Genomic DNA, 20,588 nt, shown 5'->3' with positions numbered 1-20,588 from the left:
ATGTCGACCCTGCAAGCGACTGCTGCAACTCCCGTCCCCGCCTTGCCTTTGCCTGCGTTCAAACGCTCACGCGGCCATTGGGCCAATGTCGCCGCGCGCATCGTGCGCAATCCGCTGGCGATGATCGCCGCCGTCATCCTGCTGACGCTGATCGGCATTGCCGTGTTCGCGCCGTGGATCATGCCGGCCGATCCCTTCGCCACGTCGATGTTCACGCGCCTCAAACCGATCGGCACGCCCGGCCATCTGTTCGGCACCGACGAGCTCGGCCGCGATCTGTTGTCACGCCTGATGCTGGGCGGACGCCTGTCGCTGTTCATGGGCATCACGCCGGTGCTGACGGCCTTCGTCATCGGCAGCGGCATCGGCATCCTCGCCGGGTATGCCGGCGGCTTCATCAACACCGCCATCATGCGCACCATCGACGTGCTGTATGCGTTCCCGTCGGTGCTGCTGGCGATTGCTTTGTCGGGTGCGCTCGGCGCCGGCATCGTCAACGCGCTGACCTCGCTGACCATCGTCTTCATTCCGCAGATTGCGCGCATCGCCGAAAGCGTCACCACGCAGGTGCGCCGCAGCGACTACGTGGATGCGGCGCGGGCGTCGGGGGCGGGCGCCTTCACCATCGTGCGCGCCCACGTATTGGGCAACGTGCTCGGGCCGATCTTCGTGTATTCGACCAGCCTGATTTCGGTGTCGATGATCCTGGCCTCGGGTTTGTCCTTCCTCGGTCTCGGCGTCAAGCCGCCCGAGCCGGAATGGGGCCTGATGCTCAATACGCTGCGTACGGCGATCTATACGCAACCCTGGGTGGCGGCATTGCCGGGCGCGTTCATTTTCATCACATCGATTTCGTTCAACATGTTGTCCGACGGTTTGCGTTCGGCGATGGAGGTCAAGCAATGACAAACCAACGCGATATCGGCGGACCGCGCCAGCCACTGCTGCAGGTGCGCGATCTGCTCAAGCATTTTCCGCTCAAGGGCAAGGGCTTGCCCTTTGCCTCGCCGCGCAGCGCGGTACGCGCGGTGGACGGCGTCAACTTCGACATCCTCAAGGGCGAGACGCTCGGCGTGGTCGGTGAATCCGGCTGCGGCAAATCGACCACGGCCCGCGTGCTGATGCAACTGATCAACCAGGACAGCGGCGAACTGGTGTTCGACGGCGAGACGGTCGGCTCGCGCGCCTTGCCGCTGCGGCAGTTCCGCCGGCAGGCGCAGATGGTGTTTCAGGACAGCTACTCCTCGCTCAACCCGCGCATGACGATCGAGGATTCAATTGCTTTTGCTCCCACTGTGCACGGCTTGCCCTCGCGTGAAGCGATCACGCGTGCACGCGACTTGCTGGCCCGCGTGGGATTGCAACCTGAGCGTTTCGCCGGCCGCTATCCGCATGAACTGTCCGGCGGCCAGCGCCAGCGCGTCAATATCGCGCGCGCGCTGGCATTGGAGCCGCGCCTGGTGATCCTCGACGAGGCAGTCTCGGCGCTCGACAAATCCGTCGAGGCGCAGGTGCTCAATCTGCTGCTGGACCTCAAGCAGGAGTTCGGCTTGACATATCTGTTCATCAGCCACGACCTCAATGTGGTGCGCTTCATCTCCGACCGCGTGCTGGTGATGTATCTCGGCCAGGTGGTGGAAATCGGTTCATCGGACCAGGTGTTCGACCAGCCCAGGCATCCCTACACGCGCGCCTTGCTGAAATCGATGCCCAGCATGGATCCCTTGCAACGCACGATGGAGGCGCCGCTGGCGGGCGACCCGCCCAATCCGATCAACCCGCCCAGCGGTTGCCGCTTCCACACGCGCTGCGCCTATGCCCGGCCGGTGTGCGGCCAACGCGCACCGGTGTTCACCAGCGATGAAAGTAGCGGCGGCGGCCACGGCGTCGCCTGCCTGCGTTACGAAGCCGACACCGCATCCCTGTTTTCGACCGCCGGCGAGGTGAGCCATGCATGACATGATTACCTTGCGCGATCTGCAGGTGCAGTTCTTCGCGCCGAAGAAACTGATCCGCGCCGTCAACGGCGTCAACCTCACCGTCGGCCAGGGTGAAGTGGTGGCCCTGATCGGCGAGTCCGGCTCGGGCAAGAGCGTCACCTTGCGCTCCATCATGCGCCTGCATTCCGAGCGTTCGACGCGCATCAGCGGCGGCCTTGAAGTCGACGGCAAGGACGTGCTGAAGATGTCGCAGCGCGAACTGGCGGCGCTGCGCGGCGACACGGTGGCGATGATTTTCCAGGAGCCTTTGCTGGCGCTCGATCCGGTCTACACCGTCGGCGCGCAAATCATCGAAGCGATCCGCCGCCACAAGAAAGTGTCGAAGGCAGAAGCGCATAAGCAGGCGTTGAGCCTGTTCGAGAAAGTCCGCATCCCGAGTCCGGAGCGCCGTCTCGACGCCTATCCACACGAGATGTCCGGCGGCATGCGCCAGCGCGCGATGATTGCGCTGGCCTTGTCGTGCTCGCCCAAAGTCTTGCTGGCCGATGAGCCGACCACGGCGCTCGACGCCACCGTGCAGATCCAGATCCTGCTGTTGCTGCGCGATCTGCAAAAGGAGCTCGGCCTGTCCATCGTCTTCGTCACCCACGACATCGGCGCGGCGGCGGAAGTGGCCGATCGCATCGCCGTCATGTACGCGGGCAAGATCATCGAGCAAGGCCCGGCGGCGGAGTTGCTGACGCGACCGCGTCATCCCTACACTTTGTCCCTGCTCAAGAGCCGCAGCCACGGCGCCATGCAAAAAGGCCGGCGTCTGGAAACCATCGGCGGTGCGCCGCCGGACCTGAGCAACCTGCCGGCCGGCTGCGCCTTTGCCGAGCGCTGCAAATACGCAGTCGCTGAATGCAGCAGCGTGCAGCCGCGTGACGAGTTGCTGTCGCCGGGACATGTCGTCAGCTGCTTGCGGGTGCATCAGATTCCTCATGCCAACGACGTCGCGGCGACGGCGAACTGAACCGTTCCATGTCATGGGCAATCAGACCAATACTTCCTTTTCTCGTCCGAAAGAATCATCCATGTCAGTCGACATCTCCGCGGCGCAAGCCGCACATTGTTTCGTCCCCTATCCCGCATCGATGACGACGGCGATTTCATCGGGCCCCTTGTCGGGCCTGCGCTTTGCAGTGAAGGATATCTTCGACGTCGCCGGCTATCCGACCGGATGCGGCAACCCGCACATGCTGGCGTTGTCCGGCATCAAGACCGCATCGGCGCCCTCGGTAATCGCGCTGGCGCAGGCCGGCGCCACGTTCATCGGCAAGACTTATACCGACGAACTGGCGTTCTCGATGAACGGCAAGAACGCCCACTTCGGCACGCCGCGCAACGGCGGCGCGCCCGAGCGGATTCCAGGCGGCTCCAGTTCGGGGTCGGCCTCTGCGGTGTCCAACGGGCTGGCGGATGTTGCACTCGGCACCGATACCGGCGGTTCCGTACGTGCTCCCGCCAGCCACTGCGGGCTGATCGGCCTGCGCCCCACGCATGCGCGCGTGAGCCTCAAGGGCTGCATGGACCTGGCGCCGTCGTTCGACACCTGCGGCTGGTTCGCACGCGACATCGACAGCTTTGCGCGCGTGGGAGAGGTGCTGCTGCGCGAAGACACTTGTTTACTGCCCGACGGCATGCCGGCCATGCCGCAGGTACTGGTGGCGGCCGACGTACTGGCGTTGCTCGAGCCGCGCGTGCAGGCGGTGTTCATGCAGACGCTGGAGCGCCTGTCCGGCCTGATTGGCGCGCCGCTGCCGGTCAAGACCGCGACGCCGTCGTTCGACGCCTTGTACTGGGCGTTCCGCCACATCCAGGGATACGAGGCCTGGCAAAGTCACGGCGACACGATTACCCGCCACGACCTGCAACTCGGCCCCGGCGTCGCCGAGCGCTTTGCCTGGTCGGCCAAGATCACGCCACAGCAGATGGAAGAGCACAGCAATGTGCGCCAGCGCTTCACCGAAGATTTCCTGCGCCTGCTCGGCAACGATCGCGTGATCGTGCTGCCGAGCATGCCGGATGTCGCGCCGCTGCTGAGCGACCCGGAAGAGGTGCTGGAGAATTATCGCAACCAGGCCGTCCGCATGTTGTGCCTGGCGGGTCTGTCCGGTTGCCCGCAGATTTCGCTGCCGCTGATGACGCTGGACGGCGCGCCGTTCGGTTTCTCGATCATCGGTCCGCAGGGTAGCGACCAGGCGCTGATCCGCCTGTCGAGAAAGCTCATCGATGAACTCGCCTGAGCCCTCGTCGCCCGGCCGCGTCATCGTTGCACAAACCTTGACGCCAGTCGCGTTCGCGCCGTTCGGCGACGCCATCCTGCCACCCGACAATGGCAATGGCAATGGCTGCGGCAATGGCAGCGGCAACAGTTCGCCGATCAATGAAGGCACCGCACAACGCTTCGACGACCTGACGCAACTGGACGTGAGCGAGCAGGGCGGCGAGGCATGCGTGGCGATCTTCCGCACGCAGGACGGCACGCACGTCGCGCCCTATGCGCTGACCATGTTCGAGCGGCATCTGCTGGGCAGCCAGAGCTTCGTGCCGATGGCGCAGGGGCGCATATTGGTGGTGGTGACGCAGGGCGTCGGCGCGCCCGATGAAGACGCCATCCAGGCCTTCATCGTCGAACCGGGCCAGGCCGTCACGCTGCGCCGCGGCGTCTGGCATCACCCGATGATCACCATCGGCGGCGCCGACGTATTCGTGATCGAGCGACGTGCGGGGGAAGTCGATTGCGAGATTGCGCGTATCGAAGGCCGTTTCGTCGTTACGCTGTAATCCTCCCGCACCATACTAACTCCGGAACGCCGGTGCCCAGCCGGAAAATAAAAATCCTGTGATAATGCCCTTGCTGCCGCGAAACTTTCCAGAGTTTTCGCGGCGCTTCCATTTCTGCCGTTCCATTTTTCCATCGTTTGCTCATCCTTTAGGTCGCCATGTTTTACGCGATAAGCTGTTTCCTCCTGTGGGGTTTGTTCCCGCTTTACTTCAAGCTGCTGCAGGATGTCGGCTCCTTCGACATCGTGCTTCAGCGCATTTTCTGGTCGCTGCTATTTCTGGTGGCGGTGCTGACCTGGAAGCGTCAATGGGCCTGGCTCGGTGAGGTGGTGCGCAAGCCGCGCGTGCTGCTGGGATTCCTGCTCAGCGCCTTGCTGTTGTCAGGCAACTGGGTGTTGTACGTGTGGGCGGTCAACAGCGGCCGTATCGTCGATGCCAGCCTCGGTTACTTCATGAGTCCGCTGATCAGCGTGCTGCTGGGCTATGTGATCCTCAAGGAAAAATTGCGTCCCTTGCAATGGTTGTCGGTCTTCATGGCGCTCGGCGCGGTGCTGTGGCTGACCTGGATCAACGGCGCGCTGCCGTGGATCGGGCTGGTCATCGCCGCCACCTTCGGCATCTACGGCCTGCTGCGCAAGATCGCCCACCTCGGCGCGCTGGAGGGCCTGGCGCTGGAAACCATCCTGCTGGCGCCGCTGGTGCTGGCGATCCTGGCGGTCACCGCGGCGCACGGCAACAACGGTTTCTTGCAGGCGTCGCCGATGTCGCAGATCCTGCTGGCGCTGTCGGGGCCGGTCACGGCGATTCCGCTGCTGCTGTTCGCCCGCGCGGCGCGCCGGATTCCCTTGTCCTTGTTGGGATTGCTGCAATACATTTCGCCCACGATGCAGCTGCTGACCGGAGTTTTCATCTATGACGAACCGTTCGACGGGCCGCGCCTGACAGGTTTCGTGGTGATTTGGGCCGCGCTGGCTGTATACTCCCTGGAAGGATTGTGGCGCTTGTGGTCCGCCAAGGGCCGTGCGCTCAGCGCCTGATCACGGGATCCGGCAAGTAGTTTTCACCCTCATTTTTTACCTTCATCATTGGCATCCAAACATGGCTCAATACGTATTCACTATGAACCGCGTCGGCAAGATCGTGCCGCCGAAGCGTCAGATCCTGAAAGACATCTCGCTGTCCTTCTTCCCCGGCGCCAAGATCGGCGTGCTCGGCCTGAACGGTTCCGGCAAATCGACGCTGCTCAAGATCATGGCCGGCATCGATAAGGAAATCGAAGGCGAAGCAACGCCGGCGCCGAACCTGAACATCGGTTACCTGCCGCAGGAGCCGCAGCTCGATCCGGAAAAGAACGTGCGCCAGGAAGTCGAAAGCGCGCTCGGCGAAGTGTTCGAAGCGCAAGCCAAGCTCGACGCCGTGTACGCCGCCTATGCCGAAGAAGATGCCGACTTCGATGCGCTCGCCACCGAGCAGGCGCGTCTGGAAGCGATCATCTCCGCCTCCGACGGCAACAGCCTGAACCAGCAACTGGAAATGGCCGCCGACGCCTTGCGCCTGCCGCCGTGGGACGCCAGGATCGCCGTGCTGTCGGGTGGTGAAAAGCGCCGCGTGGCCTTGTGCAAACTGCTGCTGTCCAAGCCCGACATGCTGCTGCTCGACGAACCGACCAACCACCTGGACGCCGAATCGGTGGACTGGCTGGAGCAGTTCCTGCTGCGCTTCCCGGGCACCGTCGTGGCGATCACCCATGATCGCTACTTCCTCGACAATGCCGCCGAATGGATCCTCGAACTGGACCGCGGCCACGGCATTCCATGGAAGGGCAATTACTCGTCCTGGCTGGAGCAGAAGGAAGCCCGCCTGAAACAGGAAGAAGCCACCGAATCGGCGCGCCAGAAAACCATCGCCAAGGAACTCGAATGGGTGCGCCAGAATCCGAAGGGCCGCCAGGCCAAGAGCAAGGCGCGCCTGTCGCGTTTCAATGAGCTGAGCGAGCACGAATACCAGAAGCGCAACGAGACCTCGGAAATCTTCATCCCCGTGGCCGAGCGCCTGGGCAATGAAGTCATCGAGTTCAAGGGCGTCAGCAAGGGCTACGGCGATCGTCTGCTGATCGACAACCTGAACTTCAAGATCCCTGCCGGCGCCATCGTCGGCATCATCGGCCCAAACGGCGCCGGTAAATCGACCTTGTTCCGCATGCTGGCGGGCCGCGAACAGCCGGACAGCGGCGAGCTGGTGCTCGGACCTACCGTGCGCATCTCGCTGGTCGATCAGTCGCGCGAAGACCTGGAAAACAAGAAGACCGTGTTTGAAGACGTCGCCGGCGGCGCCGACATCCTGACGGTCGGCCGTTTCGAAATGCCTTCGCGGGCGTATCTCGGCCGCTTCAACTTCAAGGGCGGCGACCAGCAAAAGATCGTCGGCAACCTGTCCGGCGGCGAACGCGGTCGTCTGCATCTGGCCAAGACGCTGCTGCAAGGCGGCAACGTCCTGCTGCTTGATGAACCGTCCAATGACCTCGACGTGGAAACCCTGCGCGCGCTGGAAGATGCCTTGCTGGAGTTCGCCGGCACCGTGCTGGTGATCAGCCATGATCGCTGGTTCCTGGATCGTATCGCCACGCACATCATTTCGTTCGAAGGCGATTCGCAGGTCAGCTTCTTCGACGGCAATTATCAGGAGTATGAAGCCGACAAGAAGAAGCGCCTCGGCGAAGAAGGCGCCAAGCCGAAGCGTATTCGCTACAAGCCGGTAACCCGTTGATGCGGTGAGTCGCCGGGGTCTGATGCTCCGAATATTGCGGAGTGGAATGACAATCCGACGGCGACTTCGCTCCTTCCGTCTTCAAGCTTGCCATGTCGCAACTATGCCCCGCTCTGCGGGGCATTTTGTTTAGGGCGCGGCAATGCAATGTTGATGTCTTTTCGTATTTTTTTGATCGTGTGTTAACTCTGTGTGGGGTATAAGAACAAGCGCTTGCTAAGACTAGGTTCATACGGAGGTGACATGCTTTTCCTCAAATATCGACGCATGCTGATGTTTTGCATATTGTCGCTGGCGTTGCACGCTTCCGGAGCGATCGCCAGCGAGGAAGTCCAGACCGTGACGATAGGCTTTGTGGGCGCGCTCAGCGGCGTCTCGGAAAGTTTTGGCAAGAGCCTGGCCAACGCTGCCGAACTGGCGATCTTCGAAGCCAACCGCAAGCCCTTCAAGATCAATGGCAAGCGTGTGCAATTCCGCCTGCTGCGCATGGACGACCGCAACGACGCCGAACGCACGCAACGTGTGGCGCAGGCGCTGGTGAAGGCCGGGGTGATCGGCGTCATCGGCGGCACCAACAGCAACACCAGCATCGCCGCATCGAGGATTTTTGCCGACGCCGGCGTGCCGCAAATCTCGCCCACCTCCAGCTTGCGGAAATACACCGGGCAGGGTTTCCGGACGACCTTTCGCATGCTCGGCATCGACGACGATGCCTGTATCTATCTGGGCGAATACGCCGTCAAGGAATTGCATGCGCAGCGCATCGCGGTCATCGACAACGGCACCGTCTTCGGCGTCAACGTCGGCATGCGTTTCAGCGAGGTGGCGCGCGAACATGGCGCAGTCATCGTCAGCCGCGATTCGGTCAGCGACGTGTTGATGAACTTCGGCGAGATCCTGCAGCGCGTCAAGGCACAGGACATCGATGCGGTTTTCTTCGGCGGTTATTCGGCGCAGACCAGCATGCTGGCGCAAAGCATGTTGCGTCTGGAAGTCAAGGCGCGGCTGGTGACCTCGATGAACGGCATCGTCGGCTCGTCGTTCCTGATATCGAGCGGCATCGCCGTCAACGGTACGGTTGCGCAGGAAGCCGGCATTCCATTCAACAAGATGCCGGGCTGGAAGAAATTCGAAGCCGATTTCAATCAGCGCTTCGACTTCCAGGTCTACAGCATGACGCCGTACGCCTATGACGCTGCGCATGTACTGATGGCCGCCGTACGCCGGGCCAATTCGCTTAACCCGCGCAAGGTCACCAACACTTTGCACGAGATCAGTTTCAAGGGCCTCACCGGTATCGTCGCCTTCGACGCCGTCGGCAATCCGCGTTCGCCGTCCTACACCATCTACGAAGCGCAGAACCAGAAATGGACGGCGATGAAGACCAATACGATGCGCTGAGACGGCGCAGTTTCAGCGTCAGAAAAATGTCAGTGTGAATGCTGCAAAGCCGCCGCCGGCAGGGATTTGCGCGCGCAGGTAGAATGACGCCTTCGTGTTTCCACAAGACGCACGGCCGGGCCGGCGCGATCGCATCATCGGATGACCATTCCGCGCATTCATCGCCGCCTCTACTGCACTCGCGCGCCATCCGCGGAGCTACTTCCAATAACAATCTCTTTACTCCGCTGAATCGATCTCAATCATGCTTGCCAGTCTTACCCGCCTGTTTCCTCTCTGGGCGCTGCTGCTGTCCGCCGCCGCCTATTTTTCTCCCGCCACCTTCACGCCGATCGGTCCGCACGTCACGCTGCTGCTGACGCTGATCATGCTGACCATGGGCGTCACGCTGACGCTGGACGATTTCAAACGCATCGTCAAACGCCCGGCGCCGGTCGCCGCCGGCATCATCCTGCATTACCTGGTCATGCCGCTGGCAGCCTGGGTGATCGCCAAGCTGCTGCGCATGCCGCCCGACCTGACCGCCGGCATGGTGCTGGTCGGCAGCGTCGCCAGCGGCACGGCGTCGAACGTGATGATTTATCTGTCGCGCGGCGACGTCGCCCTGTCGGTCACGATCTCCACGCTGTCGGCGCTGGTGAGCGTGTTCGCCACGCCGCTGCTGACCGAGCTGTACGTCGACGCCTCGATCCACTTCGACGCGCACGCGATGCTGATGAGCATCGTGCAGATCGTGGTGGTGCCGATCGTGGTCGGCCTGGTGCTGAACCTGTTCGCCGGCAAGCTGATCCGCCGCATCGAGCCTTACCTGTCGCTGGTATCGATGGTGGCGATTTTGCTGATCATTGCAGCGGTGGTCGGCGGCAGCCAGGCCAGCATTGCCTCGGTCGGCCTGGTGGTGCTGGTGGGCGTGATCCTGCACAACGCCATCGGCCTGCTGGGCGGTTACTGGGGCGGTCGTTTGCTCGGTTTCGATGAAGCCATCTGCCGCACGCTGGCGATCGAAGTCGGCATGCAGAACTCCGGTCTCGCGGCGGCGCTGGGCAAGCTGTACTTCACGCCGCTGGCGGCATTGCCGGGCGCCCTGTTCTCGGTCTGGCACAATCTGTCGGGTTCGATGCTGGCCGGTTACTGGCGCGGTCGTCCACCAAAGGATCAGGCCTGATACGGTCGCTGCTGCACATGAAAAAAGCGGACTCAGGTCCGCTTTTTTTTGTAGCCGTCGCCGGCGTTTATCGTGCATCATGCTGCGCATCGCCTGTGCTGAACAAGGAGAACCAAGCATGAAAAAAAGACAATTCCTGGCCGCCGGTCTGCTCGGCATGAGTACCGCCGCGATGGCCGCCAACCAGAAAAATCCGGTCGCCTGCAATGTGCCAAAAGACGCCGGTCCGGTGCTGCTGACACTGACCGGCGCCATCGGTGCGGGCAATCGCGGTGCGCTCGATCCGGCGCTGGATCAGATGATGGCCAAGCAGAAGCTGCAATTCAATCGGGCCCACACCTTCGACTTCGCGGCCTTGAGCGCCTTGCCGCAGGTCACCATCAAGCCGACGCTGGAATACGACAACAAGCAGCATGTGCTGAGCGGTCCCTTGCTGGCCGACGTCGTCAATGCCGCCGGCGCCGAGCCAGGTGCGGCGAGCGACGTGCTGCTGCGCGCCGTCGACGGCTATGCAGTGCAGGTGGCGCTGGCCGACATCCGCAAGTATCGCTTCATCGTCGCCACGCATCTGGACGGCAAGGCTATCCCTCTCGGCGGCCTCGGCCCCTTGTGGGCGGTGTACGACGCCGACAGTTTCCCGGACATCATGAAAAAACCGATCAGCGCGCGGTTCGCGCTGTGTCCGTGGGGCATGTATCACATTGAAGTGAAAGCCTGAGGCCCGCTCTCGTTGCGAAGCGAGAGCAGGTTTGTTTCAGTGACTCAGATATTCAGATATGCATTGCCGCCAGCGAGCCCAGAATCACGCTCGCACCCGCTGCGGTATAGGAAATCTTCTTGAGCCAGTCCTTGCGCGTCAGCAGCGTGATCGCCGCCAGCGAGATGGCGATCTGGATCGCCGTCATGGCCTGCGCCCAGCGGTGATGCTGGTGCAGTTTGACCTCCGACAATTCGTCCCATTCCTTCGATTCCGCTTCCAGCTTCTCGGCGATCTTGCGGATGTCTTCCTTCTCCGACTTGTAGCGTTCCGCGGCGGCATTGTATTTCGCTGAATCGACGCCGGGAATCGTCGCCGCCAGCTCGGCCAGGTTCTGGCGGCTGGACTTGGCCTGGTAATAATTCCATTGGTTGGCCGCCTCGGTCTTCTTGATGGCGGCGTTGTTCTTGTTCATCGCGGCGGCGCTCTCGGTGGAGCCGGCCTGGAAGCTGAACAGCGCGCCGACGGTCGCCATGATCGCGGTCATGACGGCGATCTTGCCGGCGAAATTGTCGCCGCTGCCGTGATTGTGTTCGGCGACGTGTTCCAAATGGTGTTCGTGCGGGCTTGGGACTTCGTATTCTGTGGCCATGCGGATGCTCTCTTCTTTATCGTGATCGAATTGTTAAAATTATCATGGTGTGCCTGTTGCTTCGAGGCATGTCGCGCAACCCTCCTTGCGCATGTCCTTAATGCGCTGGACGCCTCGCCAGTTGACGCGCGCGGCGTCCGGGTTTGTTACCATTGCTGTTTTATTGCATAACCAGCGCGAAAACCATTCCCATGAGCAAATTCTGGAGCCCCATCGTCAGCCGTCTGACGCCGTACACCCCCGGCGAGCAGCCCAAGATCAGCAAGCTGGTCAAGCTCAATACCAACGAAAATCCCTACGGTCCTTCGCCCAAGGCGATCGCCGCCATGGTGCAGGAAATCGGCGACAGCCTGCGCCTGTATCCGAACCCGGATGCCGAGCCGCTCAAGCTGGCGATTGCAAAACGCCACGGCCTGTCGCCGGCGCAAGTGTTCGTTGGCAACGGTTCCGATGAAGTGCTGGCGCATGCCTTCCAGGCGCTGCTCAAGCATGGCGCGCCCATCCTGTTTCCGGACATCACCTACAGCTTCTATCCGACCTACGCCAGTTTGTATGAAGTGGAATACCGCGCGGTGCCGTTGTCCGAGGATTTCACCATCCGCGTCGACGATTATCTCGGCCAGGGCGAGGCCATTGGCGGCATCATCTTCCCGAATCCGAATGCGCCGACCGGTTGCCTGCTGGCGCTGGACGAAGTCGAACGCCTGCTGGCCGGCAATCCGGATCGGGTGGTGATCGTTGATGAGGCGTATATCGATTTCGGCGGCGTCAGCGCCATCGACCTGGTGGCGCGCCATGCGAATCTGCTGGTGGTGCAGACGCTGTCGAAGTCGCGCTCGCTGGCCGGTTTGCGGGTCGGTTTTGCGGTCGGCCATGCCGACCTGATCAGTGCGCTGGAACGGGTCAAGAACAGTTTCAATTCCTATCCGCTGGATCGCGTCGCGATTGCCGGTGCGACTGCCGCGATGGAAGACGATGCGCACTTCGACAGCACCCGCAACGCCGTGATCGCCAGTCGCGACAAACTGGTGGGCCAACTGACGGCGCTCGGTTTCGAGGTGCTGCCTTCGGCCGCCAACTTCGTCTTCGCGCGCCATCCGCAACATGACGCCGCCGGCCTGGCCGCCAAGCTGCGCGGCGACGGCATCATCGTGCGCCACTTCACCAGCGCGCGCATCAATCAGTTCCTGCGCATCACGGTCGGCACCGATGAATCCTGCGGTGCGCTGATCGATTCGCTGCGTAAGCATCTGGCCTGAAGTATTGACTGAACACCGCGGTGCTGCATCTCGGACGGATTACAGTTCGAGATGCAGCGTCGTGCAACCTGCGGCCGGCAGCGCGCAGCAGATCAATGCTTCATCATCCGCCACTGCAAACTCAGGCGTCTTCACGTAAGTCACTTCGCCTTGCAGCACACGCGTACGGCAGGTGCCGCAGCGGCCGTCGCGGCAGCTTGATTCCGGATTCAGGCCGCGCTGTTCGGCCAGTTCCAGCAGCGAGCCGCTGTCGGAAGTCCAGCGCGCTTCCTTGGCCGAGCGCATGAACAGCACCGGCACCGTGTCTGCGGAAGCCGGTTTCAACGGGACCTGCTCCGCCTGCGCGTCGATCTGGCGCTGCAGGCCGGAAGGACCGAATGCTTCCGCATGAATGCGCGCGTCGATCACGTTCATGGCGCGCAATCCGTCATACATCTGCTGCATGAATGCCGCTGGTCCGCACAGGTAGAAATCGTAGTCGTCAAAGGGCAGCATCTGCTTCAGCAGGGCGATGTCGATGCGTCCGGAGACCTCGACATCGTCGTCGGGCTGGCTCACCACGCGCACGTGACGCGCACCGCCCTTGGCGGCGTTGACCAGCGCCGCGATCTCTTCACCGAAGGCCAGCTCGGCCTTGCTGCGCGCCGACTGGAACAGCCACACCGGGCGCTGGTAGCGCTTGCGCACACCTTCGTGAATCAGGTGCCGCAGCATGGCCAGCATCGGCGTGACGCCGACGCCCGCCGCCAGCAACACCGCAGGGCGTCGCACCGAAGCGTCGATAACGAAATTGCCGGACGGCGCGCGCGCTTCGATGATGTCGCCGACCTTGATCGTTGTGTGAAGATGATCGGAAAACAATCCCTGGCGCTTGACGCTGATGCGCAGGAATGCATCCGAGGGCGCGCTCGACAAGGTGTATTGGCGGATCTGCGTGCCACCGCTGGCGAGCGGCAGCCGCACCGAGACATGCTGCCCGGCTGCGACGCCCGGCATGCCGGCGCCGTCGTCCGGCAACAGATGAAACGAGCGGATGGCCACAGTCTCGTCAACAATCTTGCCGACGCGGAACGGCCGCCATTGCGTGGACCGTTCGGCCGCCTTCAAGCGGGCGGCGGCGTCTTCCCAACTGCCGGTGATCAGTGCATTCGGAGAAGCACCCGAATCGGCGCCGACAACGACGTCTATCCAGCGCAGCGGCAAGGCGGCAGGACGGCGCACGATCTGTTGCGGCGTGAAGCGCCACATGCGTTCCGCCCCCATGAAGGCGGCTACTTCGGGCGCGTCGAGGATGACCTCGGCGCGTCCGCTCAGTTGCAGCAGATCGCCGTTGCGAAAGTCGACAAACACCAGGCCGGCGCGCGGATTCAGCAAGAAATTCCCCAGCGTGTTGAAGAACAGATTGCCGGAGAAATCCGGAATCGTCAGCACACCGTCGTCGTCGATGCGCACGAAGCCGGGTTTGCCACCGCGATGCGAGGCGTCGACCTGCTTCTTGCCGTCGCGCACCACATACGAGGCGACGTAGAACGAATCGGCCGCGCGGATCATGGCGGCTGCGTCGGCATCGAGCGCCGCCAGCTTGCTGACCGGACCGGCGGGCGCATCGGTAAATTCATATTGGCGCAACTGGATGTATTGCGGGCAGTTGCCGTAAGCCTGGGTCACGTCGATGTGGAAACGTTCGCCGGACTGGCGGCTGACCAGTCCGTTCATGCGATTGCGGCGACGCGTGTGCAGCTCGATGCCGAGCATGCCGATGCCGTCGCCGTCTTCCATGCCGGCGTCGGCGGGATCAAGCGGATCGCGCGCCAGTTCGAGCGTGAGTTTTTCGGCGATGTCGGCGTGCATGAAGCCGGGCCGGCCGGCGCGCAAGGTGGCCCATACTTCGCCCTCGGTATCGACGGCGCCGAGGATCACGAACGGCAACTGGGCGTAGAACTCGCGATGCTGGTCGGGCATCCGGGTTCGGCTCATCTGGTTGCGGCCGGGACCGGCCATGCGTTCGACAACGCCGACGCTGCGCTGCATGGTCAGCTCGCCTTCATGCCAAGGGGAGGCAGAAGGTGCGATCGAGGCTGCTTGCGTTGCTTGTGTCGGCTGTGTCGAAGTCATGATGGCGCTCCTTATGCGTTATGCATTACGCGGCCAGGCCGATGGCAGTTTTCTGAAATTCGACGAAACCGGGCAGCGCCTCGATCCGCGCCAGCCATTGGCGGGTGTGCGGATAGGCGCTCAGGTCGACGTTGCCTTCGGGTGCGCTGGAAATATACGAGTACAAGGCGACATCGGCGATGGTGGCTTGATCCGCCGCCAGCCATGTACGGGTAGCCAGTTCCTGTTCGACCAGCGTCAGGATGGCGTGGGCGCGGCGGATGGCGTCGTCGGCGTCGATCGGTGCGCCGAACACGGTGACCAGGCGGGCGGCAGCGGGGCCGCGGGCGATTTCGCCGGCGGCGACCGACAACCAGCGTTGTACGGCGGCAGCGGCGGCCGGATTTTCCGGCAACCAGTCGCTGCGTCCCAGCGACTTGGCCAGGTAGATCAGGATGGCGTTGGAATCGCTGACGACGGTGTCGCCGTCTTGCAATACGGGAACCTGGCCGAAGCGGTTGAGCTTGAGCAGTTCAGGGGATTTTTGTTCGCCCTTTTTCAGGTCGACCAGCACCAGTTCATGTTGAGCGCCCAGTAACGAGAGGAACAGGCGGGCACGGTGCGAATGGCCGGACAGGGGATGGTAGTAGAGTTTCATGGCAGCTCCAGGTGGTGTGTTGTAGGAGTCGCCAGTGTTGCTGATAACGCGGATGATGAGAATCGCCGCCAAGGACAATGGACTATTCCCGGATCGAGAATAATCCTGCTTCTTTACTCCTTCATTGCTTGCCCGGGCGCTCGCCGCGCAGCTCCCCGACGGCCAGGTCGAGGAAGGCACGCACCTTGCGCGCCGCGTGGCGGCCTTCATGATGCACCACGTGCACCGGCAGCGTCGGGGTCTCATGTCCGTGCAATACTTCCACCAGCCGGCCGTCCGAGAGCGGCGCTGCCACCATGTAGGACAGCACGCGCGTGATGCCGAAGCCGTCGAGTGCGGCGATGATGGCTTCGTCGTTCGACATGACCGTCATGCGCGGCTGCACGCGCACGATGGTGGTCGCACCGCCCTTGGTGAAGCGCCAGTCGGGCGAAGTCGAGACGCCGTTGGAGGACACGATGACATGCTGCCTGAGATCCTCCGGGGTCTGCGGCGCGCCGTGCTCGGCGAGATAGGAAGGCGACGCGCACACCACGCGCCGCACCGTGCCGACCGGAATCGCCTGATAGCTGGAATCGGCCAGTTGACCGATGCGGATCGCCACGTCGATGCCTTCGTCCATCAGGTTGATGATGCGGTCGGCGAACCGGCATTCGACTTCGGCTTCGGGATAGCGTCGCAGGTATTCCAGCACGATCGGCGTGACATACATGCGACCGAACATGGCCGACGCCGTGACCACCAGGCGACCGCGCACCGCGCCGTGGGCGCCGGCGGCCAGGTCTTCCATTTCGCTGACGTCGGCCAGCACCCGGCGGCAATCTTCGGCATAGCGCGCACCGACATCGGTGACGCGCACGATGCGCGTGACGACAGGCGGCGAGATCTTCATCTTGCGTGCGGCGGCGGCAAATCCGCCTTCATCGACCACCGCCAGGAAAATCGCCATCGACTCGAGCCGGTCCATATTGTTCCCGTTTTCTTATGATGCGAATTGCAATTTACAACACCGGCGGCCGGACCGGGTGTTTAATTTTTCAGCAGATGCAACGGTCGTTGACGCCATGCCAGCAGCGCGCCGATCAGCAACGACAACGCCGAAAACAGCAGACCCTGCTGCAGTCCGCCGCTGCGGTCGGCGATCCAGCCGACAACGGTCGGGCCGACGATCTGGCCTGCCGCGAACACGATCGTGAAGGCGCTGATGCCGAGCGACCAGTTGGCCGGCGGCAGATTGTGGCGCACCAGCGCGGTGGTTGACGCCACCGCCGACAGGAACACGCCGCCGAACAACAAGCCTGAAATGAACACCGCTACCGGCGCCGCCGTCACGGCCGGCAACAGCGTCGCCACGCTCAGCAGCGCGTTGAGAATGGCCAGCGATTCGCCGCCCTTGAACTTGTCCAGCATGCCGGCCCACAGCCGCGACGACGCCATCACCGCGAGGCCGAGCAGTGTGTAGAACAGCGTGATCATCGAGGCCGACATGCCTTGTTCCTTGAGCAGGGCAATCACGAAGGTCATGTAGCCGATGTAGCCGAGTCCGAACATGAAATAACCGGTCAGGGCGAAACCCAACGTGCGCATGCGAAATCGTCCGGCGCCCTGCGCTTGCGGCGGCAGGGCCGGGATGCGTAGCGCCGGCGGCGCCATGAAGCCGGTCGCCACCAGACTCAGCAAGCCCATCGCCAGCCATGCCCATTGCCAGCTATGGGCCACGCCATACGCCGTGGCGGCGGCCATGGTCGCCGGCACCAGCCAGGCCGACGCGACGATGCCGATGCCGCTGCCGCCGTAGAAGAGGCCCAGCAGGAAGCCCGCGCGTTGCGGGTGCAGCGCCGCCAGGCGGCTGATCAGGATGCCGCCGGAAATGAAGATGAAGGCGCTCACCGCGCCGGTCACGATGCGCAGCGCCAGCAGCATCGCGGTATCGATGAACAGCCCCGACAGGATGATGAAGAAAGCCGTGGCCAGCGCGCCGCCGATCAGCATCTTGTGCGTGCCGAAGCGGCGCGCCAGCGGCGGCGTGATGAGCGCGCCGAGCAGGTAGCCGAGCGCGTTGCCGGTGTTCATGCCGCCGGCGATCAGATAGGGCCAGCCAAGGTCGGTGCGCATCGGCGACAGCAACAGCGCATATGAAAAGCGCGCCACGCCGAGTGCGATGGCAGTGCCCAGCGACAGGGCGAGAGCGGTCGGCAGCGGATGGCGCATGATGAAATCCGGCGCGGTGACGGCGGTGTGTTCGGGCATGTTGAATTGTCTCTTGGGGATCGGCGGCTGCCTGGGGCGGGGCGTCGCATCATTGTTATGGCGCCGCGCGTCCGTGCTGCCGCGGCAATGCCAAGAGTGTAGCGGAACTTGTCGGTACGCGTTGCCGCATCAGGTCCTGGGGGGAACAGGGCGTCGGGCATGCAAACAATAAAACGGCGGCAATGGTGAACGGAACGAATGGATGAACATCATCGGTGCATGCGGGATGCGAGATAATGGCAGCCGACGAAGTTTATTCCTCTGGATTGCATGACAACCGACCTGACCCTGGATTCGACTCCTGACCCGACTGCTGACCGGACTGTTGACGCGGCGGCTGACACGACCTCCGGCACATCCACGTCCACCTCCGCCTGGCGCGCCCGTTGGCGGCGCAGCGCCATTCCATTTTTCTTTTTCATGCTGGGTCTGCTGTACGCCAGCTGGGCGGCGCGCATTCCGTCGATCCGCGACAACCTGCAACTCGATGCGGCCACGCTGAGCATGGTGCTGCTGTGCGGCGGCATCGGCGCGGTCGGCTCGTTCCCGCTGGCGGCCTGGCTCAACGCGCATTACGGTGCGCGCCGCACCACCTGGTATGCCGGGCTGGTGCTGCTGCTGACCTTGCCGGCGCTGGGCATTGCGCCCAACCTGGTGCTGCTGATGTTGTTCAGCGCGATCTACGGCGCCGCATCGAGCTGCTTCGACGTCGCCATCAATGCCCTCGGCGCGGTGGCGGAGAAGCAGGCGGGGCGCTCCATCATGTCGCTGCTGCATGCCTGGTTCTGCGTCGGCACCTTCAGCGGCGCCTTGCTCGGCAGCGCCGTGGCTGCGCTCGAGGTGGCGCCGTTCTGGCATTTCCTGGCGCTGGCGGTGTTGTTTCTGCTGCCGCTGCGACTGGGCTACAAGGCCATGCCGAACGACCGGCCGGAGCCGAGCGCCGACAAGAAGATTTTCGCGATTCCGCATGGCCACCTGGTGGCGCTCGGCCTGATCGGATTCTGCGGCGCGATCGTCGAGGGATCGATTGCCGACTGGAGCGGTCTGTACATGAAGGACCATATGAACGCCGGCGACGGCGGCGCGCCGCTGGCCTATGCCGGGTTCGCCGGCATGATGCTGCTGGCGCGGCTGGTGGGCGATCGCCTCAAGGAACGCTGGGGTGCGCGCAAGGTGGTCGGCTTCGGTTCGTTGCTGGCGGCGGTGGGCGTATTCATCGCCGTCGCGGCGCTCGACATTCCGATGGCCATCTTCGGTTTCGCGATTGCCGGCACCGGTGTGGCGATGGTGTTTCCGTTCGTGTTCAGCGCCGCCGGACGGCATGGCGCCATCGCGCTGGCGGGTGTCGCCACGCTCAGTTACAGCGGCGGCCTGATCGGGCCGCCGGTGGTCGGTTTCCTGGCGCATGGCTTCGGCCTGCAGGCTGGCCTGGCGTTCATCGGCACGCTGTGCATCGCGGTGGCGCTGGCGGCCAGCCGGGCCGAATGGCTGGAATGATTTTCCAGATTATCCACGTTGAGGAGGACACAGGATCATGAAACGATATCTTGCAATGCTGGCGGCGCTGCTTGGGTTGGCAGGCTGTGCTTCGCAACCTGCCGGCACCGACGGCGCCGCGCTGACAAGTGTGCGCTGGGAGCTGACCAGCTGGCCGGGCCACGAGATTCCACGCGGCGGCGAGGGCAGCGCGCCGGTGGTCCTGAGTTTCCAGGACGACGGCGTGCAGGCCAGCGTCAGCGGCCGCGCCTGGTGCAATCCGTTCAACGCGCCCTACGTGCTGCGCGACGGCGGTCGCCTGACCATCGGCCATGCGGCGGCAACCCGCATGGCCTGTCCGGGCAAGGCCATGGCGTTCGAGGCGGTTTTCCTCGACTGGCTGCAGGCGCTGGAGCGTTACAAGATCACCGGCCGCACGCTTGAGCTGTTTGCCGCGGACGGCGACGTCATGACACTGCAGGCGCGCGAGAAGCCGGCAACATCAAAATAAGTTGATTGGGAAGAGAACAGCAACATGCGCGATCTGGTTTTTCTACCGGGCTTCATGCTCAACGCGTCCTTGTGGGACGACATGCGCGGCGATCTCGCCACGCTTGGCACATTGCATTTCGGCGACCTCGGCCAGGACAGTTCGCTGGACGCCATGGCCGAGCGGGTGCTGGCCAACGCTCCGGACAAATTCCTGTTGTTCGGTTTTTCGATGGGTGGTTTCGTGGCCCAGGCGATTGCGCTGAAAGCGCCGCAACGGGTGCTCGGTCTGGGTTTGCTGAACACGTCTTCGCGTCCGCAAAGCGCGCAGGAATCGACCTCGACGCTGGCGCAGATCGCGCTGGCGGAAAAGGCGCCGTTCAAGGGCCTGACTTCGCGTGCGCTGGCGTCGTCGTTGCATCCCGACCGCGCCGCCGACACGGTGCTGCTGCAACGCCTGCAAGCGATGGCGCTGCAGAACGGCAAGGAAGTCTTCCTGCGCCAGCTGTCGACGTTGCGTGACGGCAGCTATGCCGATCTGCATCGCATCGCCTGCCCGGCGCTGATCGTGGCCAGCGATGCGGATCGTTTGCGTACGGTGGAAGAATCGGAAGAAATGGCGCAGCGCATTCCGGCGGCGCATCTCGAGATCGTGCGTAATTGCGGGCACATGACGCCGATGGAAAAGCCGCAGGAATTGTTTGCCGTCATCCGCGACTGGATTGCGGCATCGAAGCTGTGACGCCACGGCGTTGACCGCAGCAGAACCGCATCGCCCAAATGCAATACGCCGCTAAGCAGCGGCGTATTGTTTTTTTGCGGTGGGGCAGCCGGGATGCGGCGGCTTGTTCAGGAAAATATCGTCTCTTGATTTTCTGTCAATGCGCGCTGTCCCGCGCTGCCGAGTACGGC

The 20,588-nt window shown here is 63.1% G+C and carries 19 protein-coding genes; 14 read left to right on the top strand and 5 right to left on the bottom strand.

All coding sequences use genetic code 11. The features are described from left to right. The 10 genes from DXT88_RS20150 (at position 1) to DXT88_RS20105 (ending at position 10,819) form a co-directional block, all read left to right on the top strand. Complete coding sequence (locus tag DXT88_RS20150; protein ID WP_265215762.1) at positions 1-906, top strand: ABC transporter permease; 906 nt, start codon at positions 1-3, stop codon at positions 904-906. Then, the gene (locus DXT88_RS20145; RefSeq protein WP_265215761.1) at positions 903-1,958 is read left to right on the top strand and encodes an ABC transporter ATP-binding protein; all 1,056 of its coding nucleotides are present in this window, start codon (positions 903-905) and stop codon (positions 1,956-1,958) included. Before DXT88_RS20150 ends, DXT88_RS20145 begins: the two co-directional genes overlap by 4 nt. Further along, positions 1,951-2,955, top strand: coding sequence for an ABC transporter ATP-binding protein (locus DXT88_RS20140; RefSeq protein ID WP_265215760.1), 1,005 nt, complete (start codon positions 1,951-1,953; stop codon positions 2,953-2,955). The genes DXT88_RS20145 and DXT88_RS20140 overlap by 8 nt, the downstream gene beginning before the upstream one ends. Before the next feature lie 61 nt (positions 2,956-3,016). Continuing rightward, the gene (locus DXT88_RS20135) at positions 3,017-4,228 is read left to right on the top strand and encodes an amidase (RefSeq protein WP_029363324.1); all 1,212 of its coding nucleotides are present in this window, start codon (positions 3,017-3,019) and stop codon (positions 4,226-4,228) included. Next, complete coding sequence (locus tag DXT88_RS20130) at positions 4,215-4,769, top strand: ureidoglycolate lyase (RefSeq protein WP_265215759.1); 555 nt, start codon at positions 4,215-4,217, stop codon at positions 4,767-4,769. The genes DXT88_RS20135 and DXT88_RS20130 overlap by 14 nt, the downstream gene beginning before the upstream one ends. A gap of 158 nt (positions 4,770-4,927) precedes the next feature. Continuing rightward, positions 4,928-5,806, top strand: coding sequence for an EamA family transporter RarD (gene rarD / locus DXT88_RS20125; protein WP_265215758.1), 879 nt, complete (start codon positions 4,928-4,930; stop codon positions 5,804-5,806). Between the two features lie 61 nt (positions 5,807-5,867). Continuing rightward, on the top strand, positions 5,868-7,535 hold the full coding sequence (gene ettA, locus DXT88_RS20120; protein WP_029363325.1) for an energy-dependent translational throttle protein EttA: 1,668 nt from the start codon (positions 5,868-5,870) through the stop codon (positions 7,533-7,535). A 243-nt stretch (positions 7,536-7,778) separates the two neighbouring features. Continuing rightward, positions 7,779-8,936: a branched-chain amino acid ABC transporter substrate-binding protein gene (locus DXT88_RS20115; protein ID WP_265215757.1), complete on the top strand. Its 1,158-nt coding sequence runs from the start codon at positions 7,779-7,781 to the stop codon at positions 8,934-8,936. A gap of 244 nt (positions 8,937-9,180) precedes the next feature. Further along, complete coding sequence (gene panS, locus DXT88_RS20110; protein ID WP_016833737.1) at positions 9,181-10,101, top strand: ketopantoate/pantoate/pantothenate transporter PanS; 921 nt, start codon at positions 9,181-9,183, stop codon at positions 10,099-10,101. A gap of 118 nt (positions 10,102-10,219) precedes the next feature. Next, on the top strand, positions 10,220-10,819 hold the full coding sequence (locus tag DXT88_RS20105; RefSeq protein WP_265215756.1) for a molybdopterin-dependent oxidoreductase: 600 nt from the start codon (positions 10,220-10,222) through the stop codon (positions 10,817-10,819). Positions 10,820-10,871: 52 nt separating this feature from the next. Here the strand turns inward: DXT88_RS20105 and DXT88_RS20100 are convergent, their stop codons facing one another. Then, complete coding sequence (locus DXT88_RS20100; RefSeq protein WP_016833740.1) at positions 10,872-11,450, bottom strand: DUF4337 domain-containing protein; 579 nt, start codon at positions 11,448-11,450, stop codon at positions 10,872-10,874. 191 nt (positions 11,451-11,641) lie between these two features. Here DXT88_RS20100 and hisC point away from each other — a divergent pair, with 191 nt between their 5' ends. Then, complete coding sequence (hisC, locus tag DXT88_RS20095; protein ID WP_265215755.1) at positions 11,642-12,709, top strand: histidinol-phosphate transaminase; 1,068 nt, start codon at positions 11,642-11,644, stop codon at positions 12,707-12,709. Positions 12,710-12,748: 39 nt separating this feature from the next. Here hisC and DXT88_RS20090 read toward each other — a convergent pair whose 3' ends face one another. From DXT88_RS20090 to DXT88_RS20075, 4 genes are all read right to left on the bottom strand, one after another. Then, positions 12,749-14,824, bottom strand: a complete 2,076-nt coding sequence (locus DXT88_RS20090) for a 2Fe-2S iron-sulfur cluster-binding protein (RefSeq protein ID WP_265215754.1) — start codon at positions 14,822-14,824, stop codon at positions 12,749-12,751. Positions 14,825-14,849: 25 nt separating this feature from the next. Then, positions 14,850-15,461 (bottom strand): glutathione S-transferase family protein, encoded by a 612-nt coding sequence (locus DXT88_RS20085; RefSeq protein WP_029363326.1) that lies wholly within the window; start codon positions 15,459-15,461, stop codon positions 14,850-14,852. Between the two features lie 121 nt (positions 15,462-15,582). Next, the gene (locus DXT88_RS20080) at positions 15,583-16,428 is read right to left on the bottom strand and encodes a LysR substrate-binding domain-containing protein (protein ID WP_265215753.1); all 846 of its coding nucleotides are present in this window, start codon (positions 16,426-16,428) and stop codon (positions 15,583-15,585) included. 62 nt (positions 16,429-16,490) lie between these two features. Further along, positions 16,491-17,711 (bottom strand): YbfB/YjiJ family MFS transporter, encoded by a 1,221-nt coding sequence (locus tag DXT88_RS20075; RefSeq protein WP_265215752.1) that lies wholly within the window; start codon positions 17,709-17,711, stop codon positions 16,491-16,493. 270 nt (positions 17,712-17,981) lie between these two features. On the opposite strand from DXT88_RS20075, the gene DXT88_RS20070 reads away from it, so the two are divergent. From DXT88_RS20070 to DXT88_RS20060, 3 genes are read left to right on the top strand one after another with little or no spacing between them, the layout of a single operon-like run. Next, positions 17,982-19,208 carry an MFS transporter gene (locus tag DXT88_RS20070; RefSeq protein ID WP_407649381.1) on the top strand — a complete coding sequence of 409 codons (1,227 nt, stop codon included), beginning with the start codon at positions 17,982-17,984 and terminating at the stop codon, positions 19,206-19,208. Positions 19,209-19,245: 37 nt separating this feature from the next. After that, positions 19,246-19,698 (top strand): META domain-containing protein, encoded by a 453-nt coding sequence (locus tag DXT88_RS20065; protein ID WP_029363327.1) that lies wholly within the window; start codon positions 19,246-19,248, stop codon positions 19,696-19,698. 24 nt (positions 19,699-19,722) lie between these two features. Then, positions 19,723-20,418, top strand: a complete 696-nt coding sequence (locus DXT88_RS20060; protein WP_265215751.1) for an alpha/beta fold hydrolase — start codon at positions 19,723-19,725, stop codon at positions 20,416-20,418. The last annotated feature ends 170 nt before the right edge of the window (positions 20,419-20,588 follow it).

The organism is Herbaspirillum lusitanum (assembly GCF_026127345.1).
Lineage (GTDB): Bacteria > Pseudomonadota > Gammaproteobacteria > Burkholderiales > Burkholderiaceae_D > Herbaspirillum > Herbaspirillum lusitanum.
The sequence above is the reverse complement of the archived record's forward strand: the minus strand, read 5'-3'. Positions and strand labels throughout refer to the sequence as shown.